Here is a 23,461-nt window from a genome sequence, read left to right as displayed (position 1 = left end):
GGTTGATAGGCCAGGTGTGGAAGACCGGTAACGGTTGGAGCTGACTGGTACTAATAGGCCGAGGGCTTGTCCTCAGTTGCTCGCGTCCACTGTGTAGGTTCTGAAGTAACGACCGTGTTGCTGTCCGGTTGGTTAATTTCATAGAGTTTCGGTGGTCATTGCGTTAGGGAAACGCCCGGTTACATTCCGAACCCGGAAGCTAAGCCTTTCAGCGCCGATGGTACTGCATGGGGGACCGTGTGGGAGAGTAGGACGCCGCCGAACAATTTTTAGAGTAGCCCCTGTGGGAGCCTTCGGGTTCCTGCGGGGGCTATTCTGCGTTTCCGGCCGGAATCAGCGGGCCAGGAGTGCCGGCCGGGAATACCGAGTCCCCGTCGTACCCCGTCGTCGCCCCCTGCTTCCCTCTTCCCCCGGCCCCGAGCCATGCACTCGGGGCCAGGGGCCCAGGGGAAACGAATCCGAATTACTTCGCGGCCGCTTGTGCCAGTTCGAGGTCGAGGGATTCACGACGGATGCGCTGATCCAAATAAAGCAGCGCGGTCACGCCGGCCGTGATCGGTGCCATCAGCGTCGTGCTGATGACCGCCGCGATGCCGGAGACGATCAAAGTGCCCCAGTCGAGGGTGCCGGAAGTGCCGCCCTCACCCGTGAAGATCATTTCAATGATGCCGACGGGAATGCCGATAACTGTGGCCACCACGAATACCAGGAATACGGCGAGCAGCTGTACGCCGAAGATTCGCCACCAGGAACCGCGTACGAGCTTCGCCGAACGGCGCAGCGACGCGAACACGCCTTGCTTTTCCAGCATCAGGGCGGGTGCGGCCAGGCTGAATTGAACCCAGAGCCACGCGGCCCCCGCCATCCCCGCGAGACTGCCGAACAGGGCGACACCCACGCCCACTGCCTTCGCTCCCGCCGCCGAGATCAGCAGGCCGGGTGCGACCGCGATGCCGAAGACACCGACGATCAGGGCCGGCAGCAGGAAGAGCAGACCGGTCAGACGGAGCAGCTGAGGCCGTGCGCTCCGCCAGGCATCGCCGACCGACGTCGAGCGGCCCAGCACGGCGCGGCTGACGACGACTGTCAGCAGTGCCGTGGCGACGATCGAGCCCAGCAGGCCCACGAGCGATGTCACCAGCGTGCCGGGCAGGCTCTCACCTATGGCGTCCAGGGTCTCCCCGGGCGACGCCGAGGCGGGGTTGTCGAGGTATTCGAAACCCGGGTTGTCGCGGAACCACACACCGGTGACCACGGTCGTCACGGCCTGAGTGGCCACCGCCACCGCCAGGGAGATGCCCAGGGCCGTCCGCCAGTGCCGGCGGAGGGTGCCGAACGCGCCCTCCAGGATCTCGCCCACGCCCAGTGGCCGCAGCGGGATGACGCCCGGTTGCGGCGCGGGCGGAAGCGGCGCCCAGTGGTGTGCGCCCCAGGCGCCCTGGTGGGGCGGGTACGGGCCCGTGGGGCCGCCGTTGCCGCCGGCCCGGGTCCGGGTGGGGCGGCGGGGTGCGGACGGGGAGCCCGCCGGAGGGGTGGACCACGGGCCCCCGGGGGGCTGCTCCCGGGCCCACTGAGCGGCGGGTACGGCCTCCTCCGCGCGTCCGGGCGGCTCTTCCGCGCGTCCGGCCCGGTCGTCCGTGGGGGAGGACTGGGCGGGGACGCCGTTGACCTGCTCGTCGGAGGGGGACCCGGGCGGGGTGCGGCCCGGAGAGTCGTTCATGGTCGTCGCTCCTTCTCGGTGCCCGTTCGCCGGTGCGGCGGCGAGCGATTGCTCGTCATCGTGTCACGCGGGTCCGGGGCGGCGGTGGGCTCGTGAACGACCCCGTGCGGGGAGGATGTCCGGGCGGCCAGGTGGGCTCGTAAGGGGGAGAGAGTCGAGGGCGACCTTCATTAGTCGGGGTGCGCGGGGCAGACTGGACCAATGGCTGATCAGTACGCGGAATCCGCGGCTCCCGGCGCGTCCTCCCCGACTCCCGCACTGCGCTGGGAGGAGCCCCCCGAAGGGCCCGTGCTGGTGGTCCTGGACCAGCGGCGGCTGCCCGCCGAGGAGATCGAACTCGTCTGCACGGACGTCCCCGCGCTGGTGGAGGCGATACGCACGCTCGCCGTGCGCGGCGCCCCGCTGCTCGGCATCGCCGGGGCCTACGGGGTGGCGCTCGCGGCCGTCCGGGGCTTCGAGGTGGACGACGCCGCCGAACTGCTGGCCCACGCGCGTCCCACGGCCGTCAATCTCGCGTACGGCGTCTCCAGGGCCCTGGCGGCCTACCGGGGGGCTCTCAAGGGCGGCGCGGACGCTCAGGGGGCCGCTGCGGCCGCCCTGGCCGAGGCCCGGGAACTGCACCGGCAGGACGCGCGGGCCAGTGAGCTGATGGCGGGGCACGGTCTGGCGCTGCTGGACGAGCTGCTGCCCGGCGGCGGTCTGCGGCTCCTCACCCACTGCAACACCGGTGCCCTGGTGTCCGGGGGCGGGGGAACAGCCCTGGCGGTCGTCAACGCCGCACACCGGGCGGGACGGCTGAGGCGCCTGTGGGTGGACGAGACGCGGCCCCTGCTGCAGGGCGCCCGGCTGACGGCGTACGAGGCGGCCCGGGCCGGGATGTCGTACACGCTGCTGACGGACAACGCGGCGGGCTCGCTGTTCGCGGCGGGCGAGGTGGACGCGGTCCTGATCGGCGCGGACCGGATCACCGCCGACGGTTCGGTGGCCAACAAGGTGGGCAGCTATCCGCTGGCCGTCCTGGCCCGCTATCACCATGTGCCGTTCGTCGTCGTCGCGCCGATCACGACGGTTGACCTCGAGACCCCGGAGGGCGCCGCGATCGAGGTGGAGCAGCGGCCGGGGCACGAGGTGACGGAGATAGCCGTGCCGCAGGTGCCCGGGGCCGGGGACGAGGCGGGTTCCGGGGTGCCGATCGCCCCCCTCGGGACGCAGGCGTACAACCCTGCGTTCGATATCACACCGCCCGAGTTGGTGACGGCAATTGTCACGGAAAACGGGGTTGTTTCGCCGGTAACGGAGGCTGGTCTCGCGGAGCTGTGTGCCAGGTCACGATCGGGTAATGGGATGATGTCGATATGAAGGGACGCGTCCTTGTCGTCGACGACGACACCGCACTGGCCGAGATGCTCGGCATTGTGCTGCGTGGTGAGGGTTTCGAGCCGTCGTTTGTAGCTGATGGCGACAAGGCACTCGCTGCTTTTCGTGAGACCAAACCGGATCTTGTTCTGCTCGATCTGATGCTGCCCGGCCGGGACGGCATTGAGGTGTGCAGGCTGATCCGGTCCGAGTCCGGCGTGCCGATCGTGATGTTGACCGCGAAGAGTGACACGGTCGATGTGGTGGTCGGACTGGAGTCCGGGGCGGACGATTACATCGTCAAGCCGTTCAAGCCGAAGGAGCTGGTGGCCCGGATCAGGGCGAGGCTGCGCAGGTCGGAGGAGCCGGCGCCGGAGCAGCTGGCGATCGGGGACCTGGTCATCGACGTGGCCGGGCACTCGGTCAAGCGCGACGGCCAGCCGATCGCGCTGACGCCGCTGGAGTTCGACCTCCTCGTCGCGCTGGCCCGCAAGCCGTGGCAGGTGTTCACCCGTGAGGTGCTCCTGGAGCAGGTGTGGGGCTACCGTCACGCGGCGGACACCCGGCTGGTCAATGTGCACGTGCAGAGGCTGCGCTCCAAGGTCGAGAAGGACCCCGAGCGGCCGGAGATCGTGGTGACCGTGCGCGGTGTGGGCTACAAGGCCGGGCCGAGCTGACATGTCGGGCAACGGTGCCGCCCCGGAGCGGGGCGCGGGGCGGCCCGTCGACGCGACGGGCGGCATATCTTTCTTCCGCCGGCTGTGGCGTGCCGCGCGGCTGCTGCCCGACGGCGCGGCCGCGGGGCCGGTGCATCCGGTGCTGAGGCTGTACGTGCGGTGGGTGCGGCAGCCGCTGCTGCCCGCGATGCGGCTGTGGCGGCGGAACATCCAGGTGCGGGTGGTCGCCACCACCTTGCTGATGTCGCTGGGTGTGGTCCTGCTGCTCGGCGTGGTCGTCATCGGCCAGATGCGCAACGGTCTGCTGGACGCCAAGCGGCACGCGTCGATGAGCCAGGCCGAGGGCGGTTTCAAGGCTGCCCGGGACGCCGCCGACGGGGCCGCCGACCGTAGCCAGGAAGCGACCCAGGCCGGTGGGCGCGGGCTGCCGGATTCCGGGGCCTGGCTGACCCAGCTGGTGCAGCAGCTCGCCAGTGGCGGGCAGGGCGTCTATCACGTGGTGGCGCTCAGCGCGGACGCCACCGACACCACCTCCGTGGGCACGCGCGGGCCGCGTGCCTCGGGGGACATCGACCCCGAGCAGAGCGTGCCCGCCGAGCTGCGCCGCAAGGTGGACAGCGCGAACGGTGCCTTCGAGACGCCCGCGTCGATCAAGCGCAACTCCTCGGACGAGGGGGCGCCGGCGCTGGCGGTCGGCAAGCGGCTCTACGACGTCAATGGCAAGCCGTACCAGCTCTACTACCTCTTCCCGTTCACCCAGGAGGAGAAGTCGCTGACGCTGGTGAAGACCACGCTGGCGACCGCCGGGGTGTTCGTCGTGGTGCTGCTCGGTGCCATCGCCTGGCTCGTCGTGCGGCAGATCGTCACGCCCGTGCGGATGGCCGCGGGGATCTCCGAGCGGCTCGCGGCGGGGGTGCTCCAGGAGCGCATGAAGGTCACCGGCGAGGACGACATCGCCCGTCTGGGTGAAGCCTTCAACAAGATGGCGCAGAACCTCCAGGTCAAGATCCAGCAGTTGGAGGAGCTGTCGCGGATGCAGCGGCGGTTCGTCTCCGACGTCTCGCACGAGCTGCGGACCCCGCTGACGACCGTACGGATGGCCGCGGAGGTCATTCACGAGGCGCGCGAGGACTTCGACCCGGTCACCGCGCGCTCCGCCGAGCTGCTGTACGGGCAGGTCGACCGTTTCGAGTCGCTGCTGTCCGATCTGCTGGAGATCAGCCGGTTCGACGCGGGCGCGGCGGCCCTGGAGGCCGAGCCCATCGATCTGCGGGACGTGGTGAACCGGGTGGTCGACGCGGCGCTGCCGCTGGCGGAGCGCAAGGGCAGCCGACTGCTCGTGCGGGGCGCCGAACAGCCGGTGATCGTCGAGGCGGATGCCCGGCGGGTGGAGCGGGTGCTGCGCAACCTCGTGGTCAACGCCGTCGAGCACGGGGACGGGCGGGACGTCGTCGTACGGCTCGCCGCCGCCGGTGGCGCGGTCGCGGTCGCGGTGCGCGACTACGGCGTGGGGCTCAAGCCCGGCGAGGCCACCCGGGTCTTCAACCGCTTCTGGCGGGCCGACCCCGCCCGTGCCCGGACGACCGGTGGTACCGGTCTCGGGCTGTCCATCGCCGTGGAGGACGCGCGGCTGCACGGCGGCTGGCTCCAGGCGTGGGGCGAGCCGGGCGGCGGTTCGCAGTTCCGGCTGACGCTGCCGCGCACGGCGGGCGACTCGCTGCGCGGCTCGCCGATCCCGCTGGAGCCGGAGGACTCCCGCCGCAACCGGGGGCTGAACGAGTCCGGGGTGCCGGTCACGGCCTCCGGCCGGGGTGCGCCCGGCCCCGCGCCGCTGCCCGCCGCCGTCCCGGCCCAGACGCGCAACGTCCGGGCCGCCGCCGACCCGACGGCGCTGCCGGGCAGCGGCGCGCGGGTGGTGACGCGCCCGGGTGGCGCGCGCCATGACAACAGCGCGGGCAGTGGCCCGCAGGACCGGAGCAGAACGTGAGAGGCGGGCGCGTGGGCGCTGGGGGCGATCGGCGCGGCCGGCCGGGCTCGGCGGCGGGCCTCCTCGCGCTGGGGCTCAGCGGCGCGCTCCTGGCCGGTTGCGCGTCCATGCCGGACAGCGGCGATGTGAACCAGGTGGACTCCTCGCAGCGGGCCGACGCCGACTCGCAGGTACGCGTGTACGGGGTGGCGCCGCGCAAGCACGAGCAGCCGCAGGAACTGGTGACCGGCTTCCTCGAGGCGACGACGAGCGACGACCCGAACTACGCCACGGCCCGGATGTATCTGTCCAAGGGCGTGAAGCGGCAGTGGGACCCGTCGACGTCGACGACCGTGCTCTCCGACCCGCCGCAGGTGAACGTGGAGCGCACGGGCGGCCGGGAGCAGGAGGAGTACACGATCACCCTGGTCGGCAAGCAGGTCGCCAAGGTGGACGCCAAGCACGCCTACAAGCCGGACGAGCGCCCGTACAAGACGGCGATCCATGTCGCGCGCGAGGGCGGCGAGTGGCGCATCGACGACCTGCCGCCCGGGCTGGTGCTCGGCGTCTCCGACTTCCAGCGCATCTACCGGCCGGTCAACAAGTACTACTTCGCGGAGCTGGGGCCGGGCAAGGCGGCGCGTGACGTGCTCGTCGCCGACCCCGTCTATCTGCGCAAGCGGATCGACCCGGTGACCTCCACGGTCAAGGCGCTGCTGGACGGGCCGACGAACTGGCTCGACCCGGTCGCCGCGACGGCCTTCCCGACCGGCACGAAGGTGGCCGACGAGCGGCTCTCGCTGGACGATTCCAACGTCCTCAAGGTGCGGCTCACCGACCGGGCGGCGGGCATCGACCCCCAGCAGTGCCTGCGCATGGCGGCGCAGCTCTTCTACACCGTGCAGGAGTCGGCCACGGTCAGCAGCGTCACGTTGCAGCGCGCCAAGGGCGGTGCGCAGCTGTGCGCGCTGGGCCGGGAGCAGGCGCAGCAGCGGTACGCCCCCGACCAGGCGGTGGGGCACGCCGAGCGGCAGTACTTCCTCGACGCCCAGCACCGGATGGTGAGCCTGAGCGACGGCGAGAGCACGCCCAAGCGCGTGACGGGCCCGTTCGGCGCCGAGGGCACCGTCCCCCTCAGATCGGTGGCGGTGGACCGCGGGGAGGAGCGTGCGGCCGGTGTGTCCGCCAACGGGCAGTCGCTGTACGTGGCCCGCATGGAGCACGGGGCGGCCCTGGGGGATGCCCGGGTGACCTCCCGGGCGGCGGCGGGGCTGACGGCGCCGAGCTGGGACGGGCTGGGTGATCTGTGGGTCGCCGACCAGGATCCCGACCGGCCGCGGCTGCTGCGGCTGCCCGGCGGTACGGGCGCGCCGGAGGAGGTGCGGGTGCCCAGGCTCGACGGCGAGCGCATCGCGGGGCTGCGGGTCGCGGCGGACGGGGTGCGGATCGCCCTGCTGGTCTCCAAGGGCGACCGCAAGGTCTTGAAGCTGGGCCGGGTCGAGCGGCGGATGAGCGCCGGGCGGCCGAGCCTGTCGGTGCAGGAGCTGCGTTCCGTGGCACCGAAGCTGGAGGAGGTCGACGCCGTGTCCTGGGCGGGCGGCAGCCGGCTGCTGGTGGCGGGCAACGAGCGGGGCGGTCTGCAGCAGTTGCTGTACATCGAGACCGACGGATCGCGGTCGAACGCCTCGGCGCTGCCGGGCATCACGGGGGTGCGGGGCATCGCGGCCCCGGAGAACCCGACCACTCCGGGGAACTCGAAGAAGGCCCCCGCGCTGGTCGCGGAGCGGGAGGACGGCATCGTCCGCCTGCTGCCGGACATGAACTGGAACTGGGTGGCCAAGGACGGTTCGGCGCCGGTCTACCCGGGCTAGGCCCGGCCGCGTTCGTCGCCCCCGTGGGGGTGGGCCGGGGCCGTCACGCTGCGGTTTTCGTGATCCGCGGCGGGTTTTCCACAGGGGTGGCAGGGGCGGTCCCGGGGCGGGACAGTTGAGGTATGCGCGGATGGTGGCGGGAGATCACCGGGCTGGTGCTGCCGGTCCTTTGCGCGGGGTGCGGCCTGCCGCGGTCCGTGCTGTGCGAGGAGTGCCGCCGGGAGCTGTCCGGCCGGGGCGCCCGCAGGGTGTGGCCCGATCCGGTGCCGGCGGGGCTGCCGCCCGTGCGGGCCGCCGCGGCGTACGCGGACCGGGTGCGGGCCGTGCTGCTCGCCCACAAGGAGCGGGGAGCCCTGGGCCTGGCGGAGCCGCTGGGCGCCGCGCTGGCGGGCGCGGTGCGCGCGGTGGGCCGGGAGGCCGGGTGGTGGGGCCTGCCGGGCGGGAGCGGCCCGTTGCTGCTCGTGCCGGTGCCTTCCGCGCGGCGGGCGGTCGCGGGCCGCGGGCATGACGCGGGGCGACGGCTCGCGCTGGCGGCCGGGCGGGCGTTGCGGAGCGCCGGGCAGCCCGCGCGGGTCGCGGCGGTGCTGCGGCAGCGACGGACCGTGGCCGATCAGTCGGGGCTCGATGCCGGGCAGCGATGGGCGAATGTGTCGGGGGCCCTGGGGGTAGCCGGGGGAGTGGAACGGCTGTGGCGCGCGGGAGGGCCGGTGGTGTTGGTGGACGACCTCATGACGACCGGGTCCTCGCTGGTGGAGGCCGCGCGGACGGTCTCCGCGGCGGGCGGCCGGGTGCTGGGGGCCGCGGTGGTAGCGGCCCCGGAGCGGACGCTCCTACCCGGCCCGGCCCCCGGTGGAACCCCGGGTGACGGCGCGCCGTTCCCGGGGCGAACGGCGGGGAAACACCTGAATGGAGGTACGGCCCGGTAAGGGGTACCGACGGGCGTCCGGGCGAGATATGTTCGGTTGTGAGGAAGGGCAAGCTCTATGCCTCTTATCTCCGAATGGCGCGCTTTGCGCGCTTTCGCGGAAGCTGGAAGCCGATGGGGTGTAGATCTTGTCGACGGGGCAGGAGGAGGTGAAACCGCCGAGTCGGTGACCCCGGGTATCCCCGGGGTCTGATGCAAGAGGGATGCGCTCCGCACCTTCGGCGGGGCGATCCGGGAACGGAGTTCTGCGTGGACATCGTCGTCAAGGGCCGCAAGACAGAGGTGCCCGAGCGCTTTCGCAAGCACGTGGCCGAGAAGCTGAAGCTGGACAAGATCCAGAAGCTCGACGGCAAGGTGATCAGCCTCGACGTCGAGGTGTCCAAGGAGCCCAACCCGAGGCAGGCCGACCGCTCCGACCGTGTGGAGATCACGGTCCGCTCCCGTGGCCCGGTGATCCGGGCGGAAGCGTCGTCGTCGGATCCCTACGCCGCGCTCGACCTGGCCACCAGCAAGCTGGAGGCGCGGCTGCGCAAGCAGAACGACAAGCGTCACACCCGCCGGGGCAACGGACGGATCCCGGCCAGCGATGTAGCGGTGACCGTCGGCGCCGCGGAGCTGACCGACGACGGCGAGCTGGCCGTCGGGCAGTCGGCGAACAAGGTGCCGGTCACGCGCATCGGTCCCCTGGAGGTCCAGGGCGAAGGGCCGCTCGTGGTCCGCGAGAAGACCCATGCCGCCGCCCCGATGACCCTCGACCAGGCGCTCTACGAGATGGAGTTGGTCGGTCACGACTTCTATCTGTTCGTCGACTCCGACACGAAGATGCCCAGTGTCGTCTACCGGCGGCACGCCTACGACTACGGCGTCATCCACCTCAACGCCGACCCGTTCTCCGAGGAGCCCGGCGGTGCGGGCGGTTCGCTCGGCGGCTGACCTCGGCAGGCCCCGGCGCCCCGCGCCGTGAGTCGTAGCCCTTCGAGTTGATGCCCTCGAAGCGCCGCAGCGCTTCCGAGGGCATCAACCTGCGTCCTCAGAAGCGCCTCTCCGCGGCCCCGGCATGGAATCATGGCCGGGCGGCCAACCGCCGGTCCGCCGAAACCGGTTGGCCGCGCAGCACAGCCGCATCCGCGAGGGGCCACGGCCTTCAGGGGGAGGAACGATGGCGGACAGGTTCGGGCCCGGACTCGTGCCCGGCGAGGACGACGACGAGGGTGCCCGAGCGGAGCGGAACCCCGCCCGCGCGGAGCCGATCCGCGTCCTGGTCGTGGACGACCACGCGCTGTTCCGGCGCGGGCTGGAGATCGTCCTCTTCCACGAGGAGGACATCCAGGTCGTGGGCGAGGCCGGGGACGGCGCGGAGGCGGTGGACAAGGCCGCCGATCTGCTGCCGGACATCGTGCTGATGGATGTGCGGATGCCCAAACGCGGTGGCATCGAGGCCTGCACCTCCATCAAGGAAGTGGCCCCCAGCGCCAAGATCATCATGCTGACGATCAGCGACGAGGAGGCCGACCTCTACGACGCGATCAAGGCGGGGGCGACCGGTTACCTCCTCAAGGAGATCTCCACCGACGAGGTGGCGACCGCCATCCGCGCGGTCGCGGACGGTCAGTCGCAGATCAGCCCGTCGATGGCGTCCAAGCTGCTGACCGAGTTCAAGTCGATGATCCAGCGCACGGACGAACGCCGGCTGGTGCCGGCGCCCCGGCTCACGGACCGTGAGCTGGAGGTGCTGAAGCTCGTCGCCACCGGGATGAACAACCGTGACATCGCCAAGGAGTTGTTCATCAGCGAGAACACCGTGAAGAACCACGTCCGCAACATCCTGGAGAAGCTTCAGCTGCACTCCAGGATGGAGGCTGTGGTCTACGCGATGCGGGAGAAGATCCTCGAAATCCGCTGACCGCCCGGCCTCCGCCCCCGCCTGCCGGCGGTGCCGGGCGATGCCGGGCGGGCCCGGGGGAAGCCGTCAGTCCAGCGCCGCGACCAGTGCCGCCGCCAGCTTCGCGTCGTCGCAGCGCTCGATCCGCACCGAGTCGCAGCCCACCCACTCGGCCGCCTCCCGGAGCGCCCGCGCCATGGGAGCCACGGCCTTGGGGCCGTCGAGCGACACCTGCCGGGCCACCAGGGTGCCGCCCTCGCGGGCCGGGTCCACCCGGCCCAGCAGTCGGCCGCCCGACAGCAGCGGCATCGCGAAGTAGCCGTGCACCCGCTTCGGCTTGGGCACGTACGCCTCCAGCCGGTGGGTGAATCCGAAGATCCGCTCGGTGCGCGGCCGGTCCCAGATCAGCGAGTCGAACGGCGAGAGCAGCGTCGTGCGATGCCGGCCGCCCTTCGCCGAGGACTCGCGGGCCAGCGCGGCCGGGTCCGCCCACGCCGGCTTCGACCAGCCCTCGACCTCCACCGGTACCAGCCCGGTATCGGCTATGACGGCCTCCACCTGCTCGCTCTTGAGCCGGTGATAGTCCGCCAGGTCGGCCCGGGTGGCCACGCCCATCGCGGCACCGGCCTGCGCGACCAGGCGCCGGGTGCACTCGGCGTCGTCGATGTCGTCGTGCAGGAGGGCGTCCGGGACCGCCCGCTCGGCCAGGTCGTACACCCGCTTCCAGCCGCGCCGCCGGGTGCAGACCACCTCGCCGGTGTCCAGCAGCCATTCCACCGCGATCTTCGTCTCGGACCAGTCGTACCACTCGCCGCCGTTCTTGGCGCCGCCCAATTCCGTCGCCGTCAGGGGGCCCTCGGCCCGGAGCCGGTCCCGCACGGCCGCGCACGAGCTTTCGGAGTCCCGCATCACGTGCCAGCGGTGGCCGCGCGCCTTCATGGCCCGGCGCCGGAAGGCGAAGTGCGGCCACTCCTCGATGGGCAGGACGCATGCCGCGTGCGACCAGTACTCGAAGGCGTGGTCGCCCGTCCAGTACGCCGACTCGACCGCCGCCCGGCCCACCGGTCCCAGCCGCGCGTACGGCACCAGCTCGTGGGAGCGGGCCAGCACGGAGATCGTGTCCAGTTGCACCGCCCCCAGGTGGCGCAGCACGCCGCGCACCCCCGCCCGGCGGTCCGGGGCGCCCAGCAGGCCCTGGGCGCGCAGCGCCATGCGCCGGGCCTCGTCGGCGGACAGTCGCGCTTCGGCCGTGGCCGTACGGCCCTTGGATGCGGCGGCAGTTGTCGTACGGGTTGTCATGGCGATCACCCTAGGCCTGGCCGGCCGTTGCCTGGCCGGCGGTTCTTCGGCTGACGGCCGGTGGTGCCTCTCGCCTGGCCGGCGGCTCCTTCGGCTACCGGGCCGTCTTGCCGCCTGCGGCGGCGGGCGCCCTGCGGGCGCGTCCTCAATCGCCGGACGGGCTTGATTTGGCTGGGCTTGGCTGTCATGGCCAGCCACAGCAGCCCGTCCGGCGTTTGAGGACAGAGCTCACCAGCCCGTCCGGCGTTTGAGGACACGGCACAGCAGCCCGTCCGGCGATTGAGGACGCCGACACCCCGCCCAGCCCGTCCGGCGCGTGAGGACACCGCGTCGCGCGAGCGGTCAGCCCCGTTCGGGGAACGGCAGGTAAGGGGCTTGTGAGGGCAGGCCGAGGTCGGAGGGCAGGAGTGAGCCGACCCAGGCGTCGCGGCGCGTGCCGTTGTAGGGGATCTTGGAGCGCATCGTGCCCTCCATGACGAAGCCGGCCTTGAGGGCGACCCCGCGCGACCCGGTGTTCCCCGCCTCCGCGTACCACTCCAGCCGCTCGACGCCCAGCTCCTCGAAGGCCCAGCGGATCACCTCGCGGGCCGCCTCGGTGGTGTAGCCGCGACCGCGCTGGTCCTTGGCCGTCCAGTAACCCAGCTCCGCCTGGCGCTCGGGGGCGCGCAGCTGAGCGAGCCGTACCAGGCCCATCGACCCCACCAGCCGGTCGTCCTCGCGCGCGAAGACACCGAACGTGTACAAGCTGTCGTCCCGCCAGCCGTCCGGGGCGGTCTCCTCGATGAAGGTGCGGGCGTCCTCGGCGGTGTACGGGGAAGGCACCGCGGTGTAGCGCGAGATCTCCGGGTCCTGGCAGGCGGCGTGGACGGCGTCCCGGTCGGTGGGCACGAAGGGGCGCAGCACCAGTCGCTCGGTGGTGAGGTTTATGGGCTCCATGGGGGGAGTGTGAACCGTCGGCCGGGTGGGTGCGACCCTTTTACCCGCCCCGCCCGGTACGGGGCCGGCGGGCTTTCCGAAATGGCACCGCACCGGCACCTTCGGGCCGGGCTGTTCGTTCACTGTGCGGGTGATGCCCGGTTTACGTGCTGACGGACCTCCCGGCGCGGTGGGGTCCTCGCTTACGATGACCGTTGCGGCGGGGACTGTCCCGTCGTGCCCGCGCACCCGACCCCTGCCTGCGGCGGGGGTCACCCCAGCGCCAGGCCCGACCGGCAAGGAGCCAGCCTACGTGTCCGTCTTCGGCAAGATCATGCGTGCAGGAGAAGGCAAGATCCTGCGCAAGCTGCACCGCATCGCGGACCAGGTCAATTCCATCGAAGAGGACTTCGTCAACCTCTCCGACGCCGAGCTGCGTGCGCTGACCGACGAGTACAAGCAGCGGTTCGCCGACGGCGAAAGCCTGGACGACCTGCTTCCCGAGGCGTTCGCGACCGTCCGTGAGGCCGCCAAGCGGGTGCTCGGCCAGCGGCACTACGACGTCCAGCTCATGGGCGGTGCCGCCCTGCACCTGGGATACGTCGCGGAGATGAAGACCGGTGAGGGCAAGACCCTCGTCGGTACCCTCCCCACGTATCTCAACGCCCTGTCCGGCAAGGGCGTCCACCTGATCACGGTCAACGACTACCTCGCGGAGCGCGACTCCGAGCTGATGGGCCGGGTGCACAAGTTCCTCGGCCTCTCGGTCGGCTGCATCCTCGCCAACATGACCCCGGCGCAGCGCCGCGAGCAGTACGCCTGCGACATCACGTACGGCACGAACAACGAGTTCGGCTTCGACTACCTGCGCGACAACATGGCGTGGTCGCAGGACGAGCTGGTGCAGCGCGGTCACAACTTCGCGGTCGTCGACGAGGTCGACTCGATCCTCGTCGACGAGGCCCGTACGCCGCTGATCATCTCCGGCCCCGCCGACCAGGCCACCAAGTGGTACGGCGACTTCGCCAAGCTGGTCACCCGGCTCACCAAGGGCGAGGCGGCCAACCCGCAGAAGGGCCTGGAGGAGACCGGCGACTACGAGGTCGACGAGAAGAAGCGCACGGTCGCCATCCACGAGGCCGGCGTGTCCAAGGTCGAGGACTGGCTCGGCATCGACAATCTCTACGAATCGGTCAACACCCCTCTTGTCGGGTACCTCAACAACGCCATCAAGGCGAAGGAACTCTTCAAGAAGGACAAGGACTACGTCGTCATGGACGGCGAAGTCATGATCGTCGACGAGCACACCGGCCGTATCCTCGCCGGCCGCCGCTACAACGAGGGCATGCACCAGGCGATCGAGGCGAAGGAAGGGGTGGACATCAAGGACGAGAACCAGACGCTCGCCACGATCACCCTGCAGAACTTCTTCCGCCTCTACGACAAGCTCTCCGGCATGACCGGTACGGCCATGACCGAGGCCGCCGAGTTCCACCAGATCTACAAGCTCGGCGTGGTGCCGATCCCGACGAACCGCCCGATGGTCCGTCAGGACCAGTCCGACCTCATCTACCGCACCGAGGTCGCGAAGTTCGCCGCCGTCGTCGAGGACATCGCGGAGAAGCACGAGAAGGGCCAGCCGATCCTGGTCGGCACCACCTCCGTCGAGAAGTCCGAGTACCTCTCGCAGCAGCTCTCCAAGCGCGGCATCCAGCACGAGGTCCTCAACGCCAAGCAGCACGACCGGGAGGCGACGATCGTCGCCCAGGCCGGCCGCAAGGGCGCCGTCACCGTCGCCACCAACATGGCCGGTCGTGGTACCGACATCAAGCTCGGCGGCAACCCCGACGACCTCGCCGAGGCGGAGCTGCGCCAGCGCGGCCTGGACCCGGTCGAGCACGTCGAGGAGTGGGCGGCGGCCCTGCCCGAGGCGCTGGAGCGCGCCGAGGCCGCGGTGAAGGCGGAGTTCGAGGAGGTCAAGGAACTCGGCGGGCTGTACGTGCTGGGCACCGAGCGGCACGAGTCGCGCCGCATCGACAACCAGCTGCGCGGCCGCTCCGGCCGCCAGGGCGACCCGGGCGAGTCCCGCTTCTACCTCTCGCTGGGCGACGACCTGATGCGCCTGTTCAAGGCCCAGATGGTCGAGCGCGTCATGGCCATGGCCAATGTGCCGGACGACGTGCCGATCGAGAACAAGATGGTCACCCGGGCCATCGCCTCCGCGCAGTCCCAGGTCGAGCAGCAGAACTTCGAGACCCGTAAGAACGTCCTGAAGTACGACGAGGTCCTCAACCGTCAGCGCGAGGTCATCTACGGCGAGCGCCGCCGTGTCCTGGAGGGCGAGGACCTGCAGGAGCAGATCAAGCACTTCATGGACGACACCATCGACGATTACATCCGCCAGGAGACCGTCGAGGGCTTCGCCGAGGAGTGGGACCTGGACCGGCTGTGGAGCGCCTTCAAGCAGCTCTACCCGGTGAAGGTCACCGTCGAGGAGCTGGAGGAGGCGGCCGGTGACCGGGCGGGCATCACCGCCGAGTTCATCGCCGAGTCCATCAAGGACGACATCTACGAGCAGTACGCGGCCCGCGAGGAGCAGCTCGGCTCGGACATCATGCGCGAGCTGGAGCGCCGCGTCGTGCTGTCGGTGCTGGACCGCAAGTGGCGTGAGCACCTCTACGAGATGGACTACCTCCAGGAGGGCATCGGTCTGCGGGCCATGGCCCAGAAGGACCCCCTGGTGGAGTACCAGCGCGAGGGCTACGACATGTTCACCGCCATGATGGAGGGCATCAAGGAGGAGTCCGTCGGCTACCTGTTCAACCTGGAGGTCCAGGTCGACCAGCAGCTGGAGGAGGTCCCGGTGCAGGGCGGCGCGGAGCGCCCGTCCCTCAGCAAGGACGTCCAGGACGCGGTGCCCGCCGGTGGCCGTCCCGAGATCCGGGCCAAGGGCCTGGACGCCCCGCAGCGCCCCGACCGGCTGCACTTCTCCGCGCCGACGGTGGACGGCGAGGGCGGTGTCGTCGAGGGCGACTTCGCCAATGACGACTCCGTGCGGTCCGAGGCGGACGGCATGACCCGCGCCGAGCGCCGCAAGGCCCAGAAGAACGGTGGCGGCGGCCGGCGCCGCAAGAAGTAGTCGCCGGCGCGCTCGGACGCGGTGGGAGGCGGTGGCGGGGCACGGGAGTGCCCCGCCACCGCCTCCCGCGTTTTCTCTCACCCCCGGGCGGCGGCCTCGTGGGTGGTGGCGGCCCCGCCCAGTTCGACGGCCGAGCACCGCCAGCGCAGGTCCGCGCCGCGCTCCAGCCGGAACGCCAGGGCCCGCAGCCGGTCACCGGAGGCGATCCGGGCGAACGCCTCGATCACTCCGGGCCGTGGCCGGAACTCGTCGCAGTGCCGGACGACGGGGGTACGGCGGCCCGGTGGGGCGGGGCGCAGGGGGGCTTGCGGGGCCAGCGCGGTCAGCTGGTCGTACGCCGCCCCCAGGGTGTGCCCGAGCATCCAGTGCACCGGGCGCTGACCGCTGAGGGTGAGCAGCAGCCGGTTGGCGAACCAGTAGCGCGGCAGCCGTTCCCGTTCGCGGTGCCGGGCGGGCGGCGCCAGGAGCGCGCCGCCCGGCCGTCCGGGGCCCGTGCGCCGGGGCCACGCGGCCCGGGTGCCGCCCGCCCGGGTACCGGGCCCGGTGCTTCCCCCGGGTCTGGCCCCGGGCCTGCTGCCGGTCCTGGCCCCGGTCCTGCCTGTGGTCGGGGTGGTGCTGCGGATCGTCTGCATACGGATCGCCCCCGCGATGCCGGGCCCGGGGAATACCGGGCGGTAGCTTCGGTCGGTGATCTTCTATCGGCGCCCTTCCGGGGGCGGCAAGGACGGCCGCCCGGTCAGGGACGGGCCGCCGGGCTTCACCTATCAGGGCCATCAGGCGGTGCGCGCCGTGCGCGGGGCGGGGCCCGCGGGGTAACGGGGGCACCCGGGCGCGGGGCTCCCGCACTTCGAAGGGGGACCTGCGCCTTATGCTGGCAGCACGGTTGGTCAAGCCTCGCGGCACTTCACGAAAGCGGCGGTCATGCGCGTCTACGTCCCTCTGACCCTTCCCGGTCTCGCCGAGGCGCACAAGGCGGGGCAGCTGGGCCCGGCTCCGCTGGACGCCTACGCGGTCACCCCCGCGCTGCGCGAGTGGTACGTCTCCGACGACATCGAGGAGCTGGAGTACGCGGCGCTCAGCCGTGCCGCCCAGGCCTCGCTGCGCAGGCTCGCGGCCGACCCCGGCGCCCCGCGCCGGCGGGTCGTCGTGGCGGTGGACGTGCCCGAGGGCGCGGCGGTCGCCGACCCGGACCGCGCTCTGGACGAGTCCGCGCTCGGCGAGGTGCGGCTCGCGGCGGCGGTGCCGCTGGCGAAGGCGGCGGCCGTGCACGTCGACGCGGACGACGCCGAGGCCGATGTCGCGGCCGCGGCGGCCGCGCTGGGCGCGGCGGACCTCGGGGACGAGGACGCGCGGTTCACGGTGGACGGCGCGGAGGACCACGAGCTGATGTGGTTCGGCGTCCAGGAGCTCCCGAACCTCCTCTGACCTGCGCCGCGGCGAGGCCGACAGCGCGTTGTCACCGGTGGTCGGTACGGTCTTGTCATGGGGAAGCACGCGGCACACATCGTCTGGGACTGGAACGGCACGCTCTTTCACGACATCGACGCGGTGATGTCGGCGACCAACGCCTCCTTCGCGGAGATCGGCCTGGAGCCGATCACCCTGGAGCGGTACCGCGAGCTGTACTGCGTCCCGATCCCGCGCTTCTACGAACGGCTGATGGGCCGCCTCCCCACCCAGGCCGAGTGGGACCATATGGACGTGGTCTTCCACCGGCACTATCTGGATCATCATCTGCGGTGCGGTCTCGCGGACGGCGCCGAGGAACTGCTGGAGAGCTGGCAGGGCGCCGGCGGCACCCAGTCGATCATGTCGATGTACGGGCACGAGCAGCTGGTACCGCTGGTGCGCGGATTCGGCATCGAGCGGAGATTCCTCCGGGTCGACGGCCGTACCGGCCCGTCGGGCGGCAGCAAGACCGAGCACATGGCCCGCCACCTCGCCGGGCTCGGCGGCATACCGGCGCGGCGCGCGGTCGTCATCGGGGACGCCGTCGACGACGCGATCGCCGCGGCCCACGTGGGCGCGCACGCCGTGCTGTACACGGGCGGGTCGCACAGCCGGGCCAGCCTCGTGGCGGCCGGGGTGCCCGTCGTGGACAGCCTGGCGGAAGCCGTCGCGGAGGCGGAGCGGCTTGCCGGCTGAGCGTGCGGCCGCCGCGGCCGGGGGCCGCGCCGCCCGAGGATCCGGGGCCGGCCGCCGGGGCGTCGGTGGCCGCGCACCGGGACCGCGGCGCCGCCCGGCCGTCGAGCGGCCGGGCCCCTCGACCGGCAAGCGTCGACTTTCGGCCAGATGTGAGGGGCGAACGGCTCCGCGTCGCTGTCCAGACCGTCAAACTTCGGGCCCAGGTTTTGTACACAAACGGCTCATGACGGCAACCCCCGGAAGAGCGATAGCCTTACCAGGTGATCAGCGCGATATCCAGCAGGGGCGACGACGCCCCTGTCCTGCGCCCCGAGCGACACCTCGCCCGGGCGGCCGCTGATCCCTTCCACCGGGCGCGTCCGACGAAGTTCGTCAGGAACGGCCCGGTCTTCCCTCATTCCGGCATACCGTCGAATACGACCGGACACCCCGCGTCGCGACGGGATGCCATCACCATCTATGTCACGCAACGGCGCGCGACAGGAGCCAGAGGACATGCAGACCAAGCTGGACGAAGCCAAGGCCGAGCTGCTCGAACGGGCGGCCCGTGTCGCTGAGAACAGCCCTGCCGGGGGGCAACAACCGACCGGGCCGAAGGGCGAGGGCAGTCTCGACCCGGAGACCCTGACCGCGTTCCTCCAGCGCTATTACCTGCACACCGCCCCGGAGGACCTCACCGGCCGTGACCCGGTCGACGTCTACGGGGCCGCGCTCTCGCACTACCGGCTCGCCGAGAACCGGCCGCAGGGCACCGCCAACGTGCGGGTGCACACCCCGACCGTCGAGGAGAACGGCTGGACGTGCAGCCACTCCGTGGTCGAGGTCGTCACCGACGACATGCCCTTCCTGGTCGACTCCGTCACCAACGAGCTGTCCCGCCAGGGCCGCGGCATCCACGTCGTGATCCACCCGCAGGTGATCGTCCGCCGTGATCTGACCGGCCGCCTGCTCGAGGTCCTCGGCTCCAACTGCGACGCCCACGGCACCGGCAAGGGGACCGAGCTGCCGCACGACGCCCTCGTCGAGTCCTGGATCCACGTCGAGATCGACCGCGAGACCGACCGCGGCGACCTCAAGCAGATCGCCGCCGACCTGCTGCGCGTGCTCTCCGACGTCCGCGAGACCGTCGAGGACTGGGGCAAGATGCGCGACACCGCGCTGCGCATCGCGGAGGTCCTGCCCACCGAGACCGTCCCCTCCGACGTCCCCGGCACCGATGTCGCCGAGGCCGGCGAGCTGCTGCGCTGGCTGGCCGCCGACCACTTCACCTTCCTCGGCTACCGCGAGTACGAGCTGACGAAGGTCACCACCGACAACGGCGAGGAGGACGTGCTCGCCGCCGTCCCCGGCACCGGCCTCGGCATTCTGCGCTCCGACCCCTCGCACCACGGCGAGGGCCACCACGCCGGGCCCGACGCCCACCTCACCGGCCCCGCGTCGCCGTCCTTCAGCCGGCTGCCCGCCGACGCCCGCGCCAAGGCCCGCGAGCACAAGCTGCTGGTCCTCACCAAGGCCAACAGCCGCGCCACCGTGCACCGCCCCTCCTACCTCGACTACGTCGGGGTGAAGACCTTCGACGCCGACGGCAACGTGACCGGCGAGCGCCGCTTCCTGGGGCTGTTCTCCTCCGCCGCGTACACCGAGTCCGTGCGCCGCGTCCCGGTCGTCCGCCGCAAGGTCGAGCGGGTCCTCGCCGACGCGGGCTTCTCCCCGGACAGCCACGACGGCCGCGACCTGCTCCAGATCCTGGAGACCTACCCGCGCGACGAGCTGTTCCAGACCCCGGCCGACCAGCTGCGGACCATCGTCACCAGCGTGCTCTACCTCCAGGAGCGCCGCCGGCTGCGGCTGTACCTGCGCCAGGAGACCTACGGGCGCTACTACTCCGCCCTCGTCTACCTGCCCCGCGACCGGTACACCACCGGCGTCCGGCTGCGGCTGATCGAGATCCTCAAGGAGGAGCTGGGCGGCACCAGCGTCGACTTCACCGCCTGGAACACCGAGTCGGTCCTCTCCCGCCTCCACTTCGTCGTGCGCGTCGAGCCCGGGGCCACCCTGGTCGACCTCACCGACGCCGACATCGAGCGCATCGAGGCCCGCCTGGTCGAGGCCGCCCGCTCCTGGGCGGACGGCTTCGCCGAGACGCTGACCGCCGAGGTCGGCGAGGAGCGCGCCGCCGAGCTGCTGCGCCGCTACGGCCACGCCTTCCCCGAGGGCTACAAGGCCGACCACAGCCCGCGCAGCGCCGTCTCCGACCTCGGTCACCTGGAGAAGCTGACCACGGCCGGCGGCCCGCACGACTTCGAACTCAGCCTGTACGAGCCGGTCGGCGCGGCCCCCGGCGAGCGCCGCTTCAAGATCTACCGCACGGGTGAGCCCGTCTCCCTGTCCGTCGTGCTGCCGGTGCTCCAGCGGCTCGGCGTCGAGGTCGTCGACGAGCGCCCGTACGAGCTGCGCTGCTCGGACCGGAAGACCGCCTGGATCTACGACTTCGGTCTGCGGATGCCCGAGCACGTCGAGGGCGACGACGCCCGGGTCCGCTTCCAGGAGGCCTTCGCCGCCGTCTGGACCGGCCGCGCGGAGAACGACAACTTCAACAACCTGGTGCTGCGGGCCGGTCTCGACTGGCGGCAGGCGATGGTGCTGCGGGCGTACGCGAAGTACCTCCGGCAGGCCGGTTCGCCGTTCAGCCAGTCCTACATGGAGGACACCCTCAGCACCAACGTCCACACCACCCGGCTGCTGGTCAACCTCTTCGAGGCCCGGATGTCGCCGGCGCTCCAGCACGCCGGCCGCGAGCTGATCGACGGGCTGCTGGAGGAGCTGGACGGCGCCCTCGACCAGGTCGCGAGCCTGGACGAGGACCGCATCCTGCGGGCCTTCCTCACCGTCATCAAGGCCACGCTGCGGACCAACCACTTCCAGCGGACTGCGGACGGGCAGCCGCACGGTTACCTCTCCCTCAAGCTCGACCCGCAGGCGATCCCGGACCTGCCGGCCCCGCGCCCGGCGTTCGAGATCTGGGTCTACTCCCCGCGCGTCGAGGGCGTGCACCTGCGCTTCGGCAAGGTCGCGCGCGGTGGTCTGCGCTGGTCCGACCGGCGTGAGGACTTCCGTACCGAGGTCCTCGGCCTGGTCAAGGCGCAGATGGTGAAGAACACCGTCATCGTGCCCGTCGGCGCCAAGGGCGGCTTCGTCGGCAAGCAGCTGCCGGACCCGTCGGTGGACCGTGACGCGTGGCTCGCCGAGGGCATCGCCTCGTACAAGACCTTCATCTCCGGTCTGCTCGACATCACCGACAACCTGGTGGGCGGCGAGGTCGTGCCGCCGAAGGACGTCGTGCGCCACGACGAGGACGACACCTACCTCGTCGTCGCCGCCGACAAGGGCACGGCGACCTTCTCCGACATCGCCAACGAGGTCGCCCAGTCGTACGGCTTCTGGCTCGGTGACGCCTTCGCCTCCGGCGGCAGCGCCGGCTACGACCACAAGGGCATGGGCATCACCGCCCGCGGCGCCTGGGAGTCCGTCAAGCGGCATTTCCAGGAGCTGGGCCACGACACCCAGACCGAGGACTTCACGGTCGTCGGCGTCGGTGACATGTCCGGTGACGTCTTCGGCAACGGCATGCTGCTCTCCGAGCACATCCGTCTGGTGGCCGCCTTCGACCACCGGCACATCTTCATCGACCCCAACCCGGACGCGGCCACCTCCTACGCCGAGCGCCGCCGGCTGTTCGAGCTGCCCCGCTCCTCCTGGGCCGACTACGACACCTCGCTGCTCTCCCACGGCGGTGGCATCCACCCCCGCAGCGCGAAGTCGATCCCGATCAACGCGCAGGTGCGGGCCGCCCTCGGCCTGGAGGCGGGCGTCGGCAAGATGACCCCCGCCGAGCTGATGAAGGCCATCCTGCAGGCGCCGGTCGACCTGCTGTGGAACGGCGGCATCGGCACGTACGTGAAGGCGCAGACCGAGTCGCACGCGGACGTGGGCGACAAGGCGAACGACGCGATCCGGGTCGACGGCCAGGACCTGCGGGTCAAGGTCGTCGGCGAGGGCGGCAACCTGGGGCTGACCCAGCTCGGCCGGATCGAGTTCGCCCTGTCCGGCGGACCGGAGTCCACCGGTGGCAGGATCAACACCGACGCCATCGACAACAGCGCCGGCGTGGACACCTCGGACCACGAGGTGAACATCAAGATCCTGCTCAACGCCCTGGTCATCGACGGTGACATGACCGTCAAGCAGCGCAACAAGCTGCTCGCCGAGATGACCGACGAGGTCGGCGAGCTGGTCCTGCGCAACAACTACGCGCAGAACACCGCGCTCGCCAACGCCGTGGCCCAGGCCCCCAGCCTGCTCCACGCCCACCAGCGGATCATGCGCCGGCTGACCCGCGACGGGCATCTGGACCGTGCCCTGGAGTTCCTGCCCAACGACCGGCAGATCCGGGAGCGGCTCTCCCAGGGCCGCGGGCTGACCCAGCCCGAGCTGGCCGTCCTGCTCGCCTACATCAAGATCACCACGGCCGAGGAACTGCTCGCCACCGACCTCCCGGACGACAAGTACCTCGAGCGGCTGCTGTTCGCGTACTTCCCCGAGGCGCTGCGGACGGCCTTCGCCGAGCAGATCGACGCGCACGCCCTGCGCCGCGAGATCATCACGACGGTGCTGGTCAACGACACCGTCAACAGCGGTGGTTCGACCTTCCTGCACCGACTGCGGGAAGAGACCGGGGCCTCCCTGGAGGAGATCGTCCGGGCGCAGACCGCGGCCCGTGAGATCTTCGGCCTGGGCCGGGTCTGGGACGCCGTCGAGACCCTCGACAACAAGGTCGCGGCGGAGGTGCAGACCCGGATCCGGCTGCACTCGCGGCGGCTGGTCGAGCGCGGCACCCGCTGGCTGCTCAACAACCGGCCGCAGCCGCTCCAGCTCGCCGAGACCATCGACTTCTTCCGCGACGGCGTGGCGGCGGTCTGGTTCCAGCTGCCCAAGCTGCTGCGCGGCGCGGACAGCGAGTGGTGGCAGTCCATCCACGACGAGCTGGTCGAGGCCGGGGTCCCGGACGACCTGGCGGTGCGGGTCGCGGGCTTCTCGTCCGTCTTCCCGGCGCTCGACATCGTCGCCACCGGGGAGCGCACGGGCAAGGACCCGCTGGACGTCGCGGAGGTCTACTACGACCTCGGGGACCGGCTGCACATCAGCCAGCTGATGGACCGGATCATCGAGCTGCCGCGGTCCGACCGCTGGCAGTCCATGGCCCGCGCCTCCATCCGCGAGGACCTCTACTCGGCCCACGCGGCGCTCACCTCCGACATCCTCGCCGTCGGCAACGGCACCTCCTCGCCGGAGGAGCGCTTCCGGGCGTGGGAGGAGAAGAACGCCGCGCTGCTGAACCGGGCGCGCACGACGCTGGACGAGATCCGCGGTTCGGACGCGTTCGACCTGGCGAACCTGTCGGTGGCGATGAGGACGATGCGCACCCTGCTGCGTACGCACAACTGATCCGCCGCCGAACGGCTGAAAGGGGCGGCCCCGGGGAAGTTCTCCCGGGGCCGCCCCTTCG

The 23,461-nt window shown here is 71.4% G+C and carries 15 protein-coding genes and 1 rRNA gene; 12 read left to right on the top strand and 4 right to left on the bottom strand.

The window, feature by feature from the left end:
* Window positions 1–147 precede the first annotated feature (147 nt).
* A 5S ribosomal RNA gene (gene rrf, locus ACZ6MA_RS05185) occupies window positions 148–264 on the top strand.
* A 199-nt stretch (window positions 265–463) separates the two neighbouring features.
* Here the strand turns inward: rrf and ACZ6MA_RS05180 are convergent.
* A complete protein-coding gene (locus ACZ6MA_RS05180; protein ID WP_469431123.1) occupies window positions 464–1,720 on the bottom strand; it encodes a DUF7847 domain-containing protein in 1,257 nt (418 codons plus the stop codon).
* Between the two features lie 201 nt (window positions 1,721–1,921).
* Here ACZ6MA_RS05180 and mtnA point away from each other — a divergent pair, with 201 nt between their 5' ends.
* The 7 genes from mtnA to ACZ6MA_RS05145 all read left to right on the top strand — a co-directional run bounded on the left by mtnA (window position 1,922) and on the right by ACZ6MA_RS05145 (window position 10,418).
* A complete protein-coding gene (gene mtnA / locus ACZ6MA_RS05175; RefSeq protein WP_469431121.1) occupies window positions 1,922–3,079 on the top strand; it encodes an S-methyl-5-thioribose-1-phosphate isomerase in 1,158 nt (385 codons plus the stop codon).
* Window positions 3,076–3,753, top strand: coding sequence for a two-component system response regulator MtrA (gene mtrA / locus ACZ6MA_RS05170; protein ID WP_130878137.1), 678 nt, complete (start codon window positions 3,076–3,078; stop codon window positions 3,751–3,753). Before mtnA ends, mtrA begins: the two co-directional genes overlap by 4 nt.
* A 1-nt stretch (window position 3,754) precedes the next feature.
* Window positions 3,755–5,740: an MtrAB system histidine kinase MtrB gene (mtrB, locus tag ACZ6MA_RS05165; RefSeq protein WP_469431118.1), complete on the top strand. Its 1,986-nt coding sequence runs from the start codon at window positions 3,755–3,757 to the stop codon at window positions 5,738–5,740.
* A gap of 11 nt (window positions 5,741–5,751) precedes the next feature.
* Window positions 5,752–7,590, top strand: coding sequence for an LpqB family beta-propeller domain-containing protein (locus tag ACZ6MA_RS05160; protein ID WP_469431117.1), 1,839 nt, complete (start codon window positions 5,752–5,754; stop codon window positions 7,588–7,590).
* 122 nt (window positions 7,591–7,712) lie between these two features.
* Window positions 7,713–8,516: a ComF family protein gene (locus tag ACZ6MA_RS05155; protein ID WP_469431115.1), complete on the top strand. Its 804-nt coding sequence runs from the start codon at window positions 7,713–7,715 to the stop codon at window positions 8,514–8,516.
* Between the two features lie 248 nt (window positions 8,517–8,764).
* The gene (gene hpf, locus ACZ6MA_RS05150) at window positions 8,765–9,448 is read left to right on the top strand and encodes a ribosome hibernation-promoting factor, HPF/YfiA family (RefSeq protein ID WP_469431114.1); all 684 of its coding nucleotides are present in this window, start codon (window positions 8,765–8,767) and stop codon (window positions 9,446–9,448) included.
* A 226-nt stretch (window positions 9,449–9,674) separates the two neighbouring features.
* Window positions 9,675–10,418 (top strand): response regulator, encoded by a 744-nt coding sequence (locus ACZ6MA_RS05145; RefSeq protein ID WP_469431112.1) that lies wholly within the window; start codon window positions 9,675–9,677, stop codon window positions 10,416–10,418.
* 66 nt (window positions 10,419–10,484) lie between these two features.
* On the opposite strand, the gene ACZ6MA_RS05140 is transcribed toward ACZ6MA_RS05145, so the two are convergent.
* A complete protein-coding gene (locus ACZ6MA_RS05140) occupies window positions 10,485–11,696 on the bottom strand; it encodes a winged helix-turn-helix domain-containing protein (protein ID WP_469431110.1) in 1,212 nt (403 codons plus the stop codon).
* Window positions 11,697–12,038: 342 nt separating this feature from the next.
* On the bottom strand, window positions 12,039–12,632 hold the full coding sequence (locus tag ACZ6MA_RS05135; RefSeq protein WP_469431108.1) for a GNAT family N-acetyltransferase: 594 nt from the start codon (window positions 12,630–12,632) through the stop codon (window positions 12,039–12,041).
* Between the two features lie 292 nt (window positions 12,633–12,924).
* Between ACZ6MA_RS05135 and secA the strand changes: the two genes are divergently transcribed.
* A complete protein-coding gene (secA, locus tag ACZ6MA_RS05130) occupies window positions 12,925–15,750 on the top strand; it encodes a preprotein translocase subunit SecA (protein WP_469431106.1) in 2,826 nt (941 codons plus the stop codon).
* Between the two features lie 77 nt (window positions 15,751–15,827).
* Here secA and ACZ6MA_RS05125 read toward each other — a convergent pair whose 3' ends face one another.
* The gene (locus ACZ6MA_RS05125; RefSeq protein ID WP_469431105.1) at window positions 15,828–16,382 is read right to left on the bottom strand and encodes an Rv3235 family protein; all 555 of its coding nucleotides are present in this window, start codon (window positions 16,380–16,382) and stop codon (window positions 15,828–15,830) included.
* A gap of 289 nt (window positions 16,383–16,671) precedes the next feature.
* Here ACZ6MA_RS05125 and ACZ6MA_RS05120 point away from each other — a divergent pair, with 289 nt between their 5' ends.
* The 3 genes from ACZ6MA_RS05120 (at window position 16,672) to ACZ6MA_RS05110 (ending at window position 23,400) form a co-directional block, all read left to right on the top strand.
* Window positions 16,672–17,175 (top strand): DUF6912 family protein, encoded by a 504-nt coding sequence (locus ACZ6MA_RS05120; RefSeq protein WP_469431104.1) that lies wholly within the window; start codon window positions 16,672–16,674, stop codon window positions 17,173–17,175.
* 57 nt (window positions 17,176–17,232) lie between these two features.
* Window positions 17,233–17,895: an HAD family hydrolase gene (locus ACZ6MA_RS05115; RefSeq protein WP_469431102.1), complete on the top strand. Its 663-nt coding sequence runs from the start codon at window positions 17,233–17,235 to the stop codon at window positions 17,893–17,895.
* A 495-nt stretch (window positions 17,896–18,390) separates the two neighbouring features.
* Complete coding sequence (locus ACZ6MA_RS05110; RefSeq protein WP_469431101.1) at window positions 18,391–23,400, top strand: NAD-glutamate dehydrogenase; 5,010 nt, start codon at window positions 18,391–18,393, stop codon at window positions 23,398–23,400.
* Window positions 23,401–23,461 lie beyond the last annotated feature (61 nt).

It is taken from the genome of Streptomyces sp. NPDC042259, from assembly GCF_055582085.1.
The sequence above is the reverse complement of the archived record's forward strand: the minus strand, read 5'-3'. Positions and strand labels throughout refer to the sequence as shown.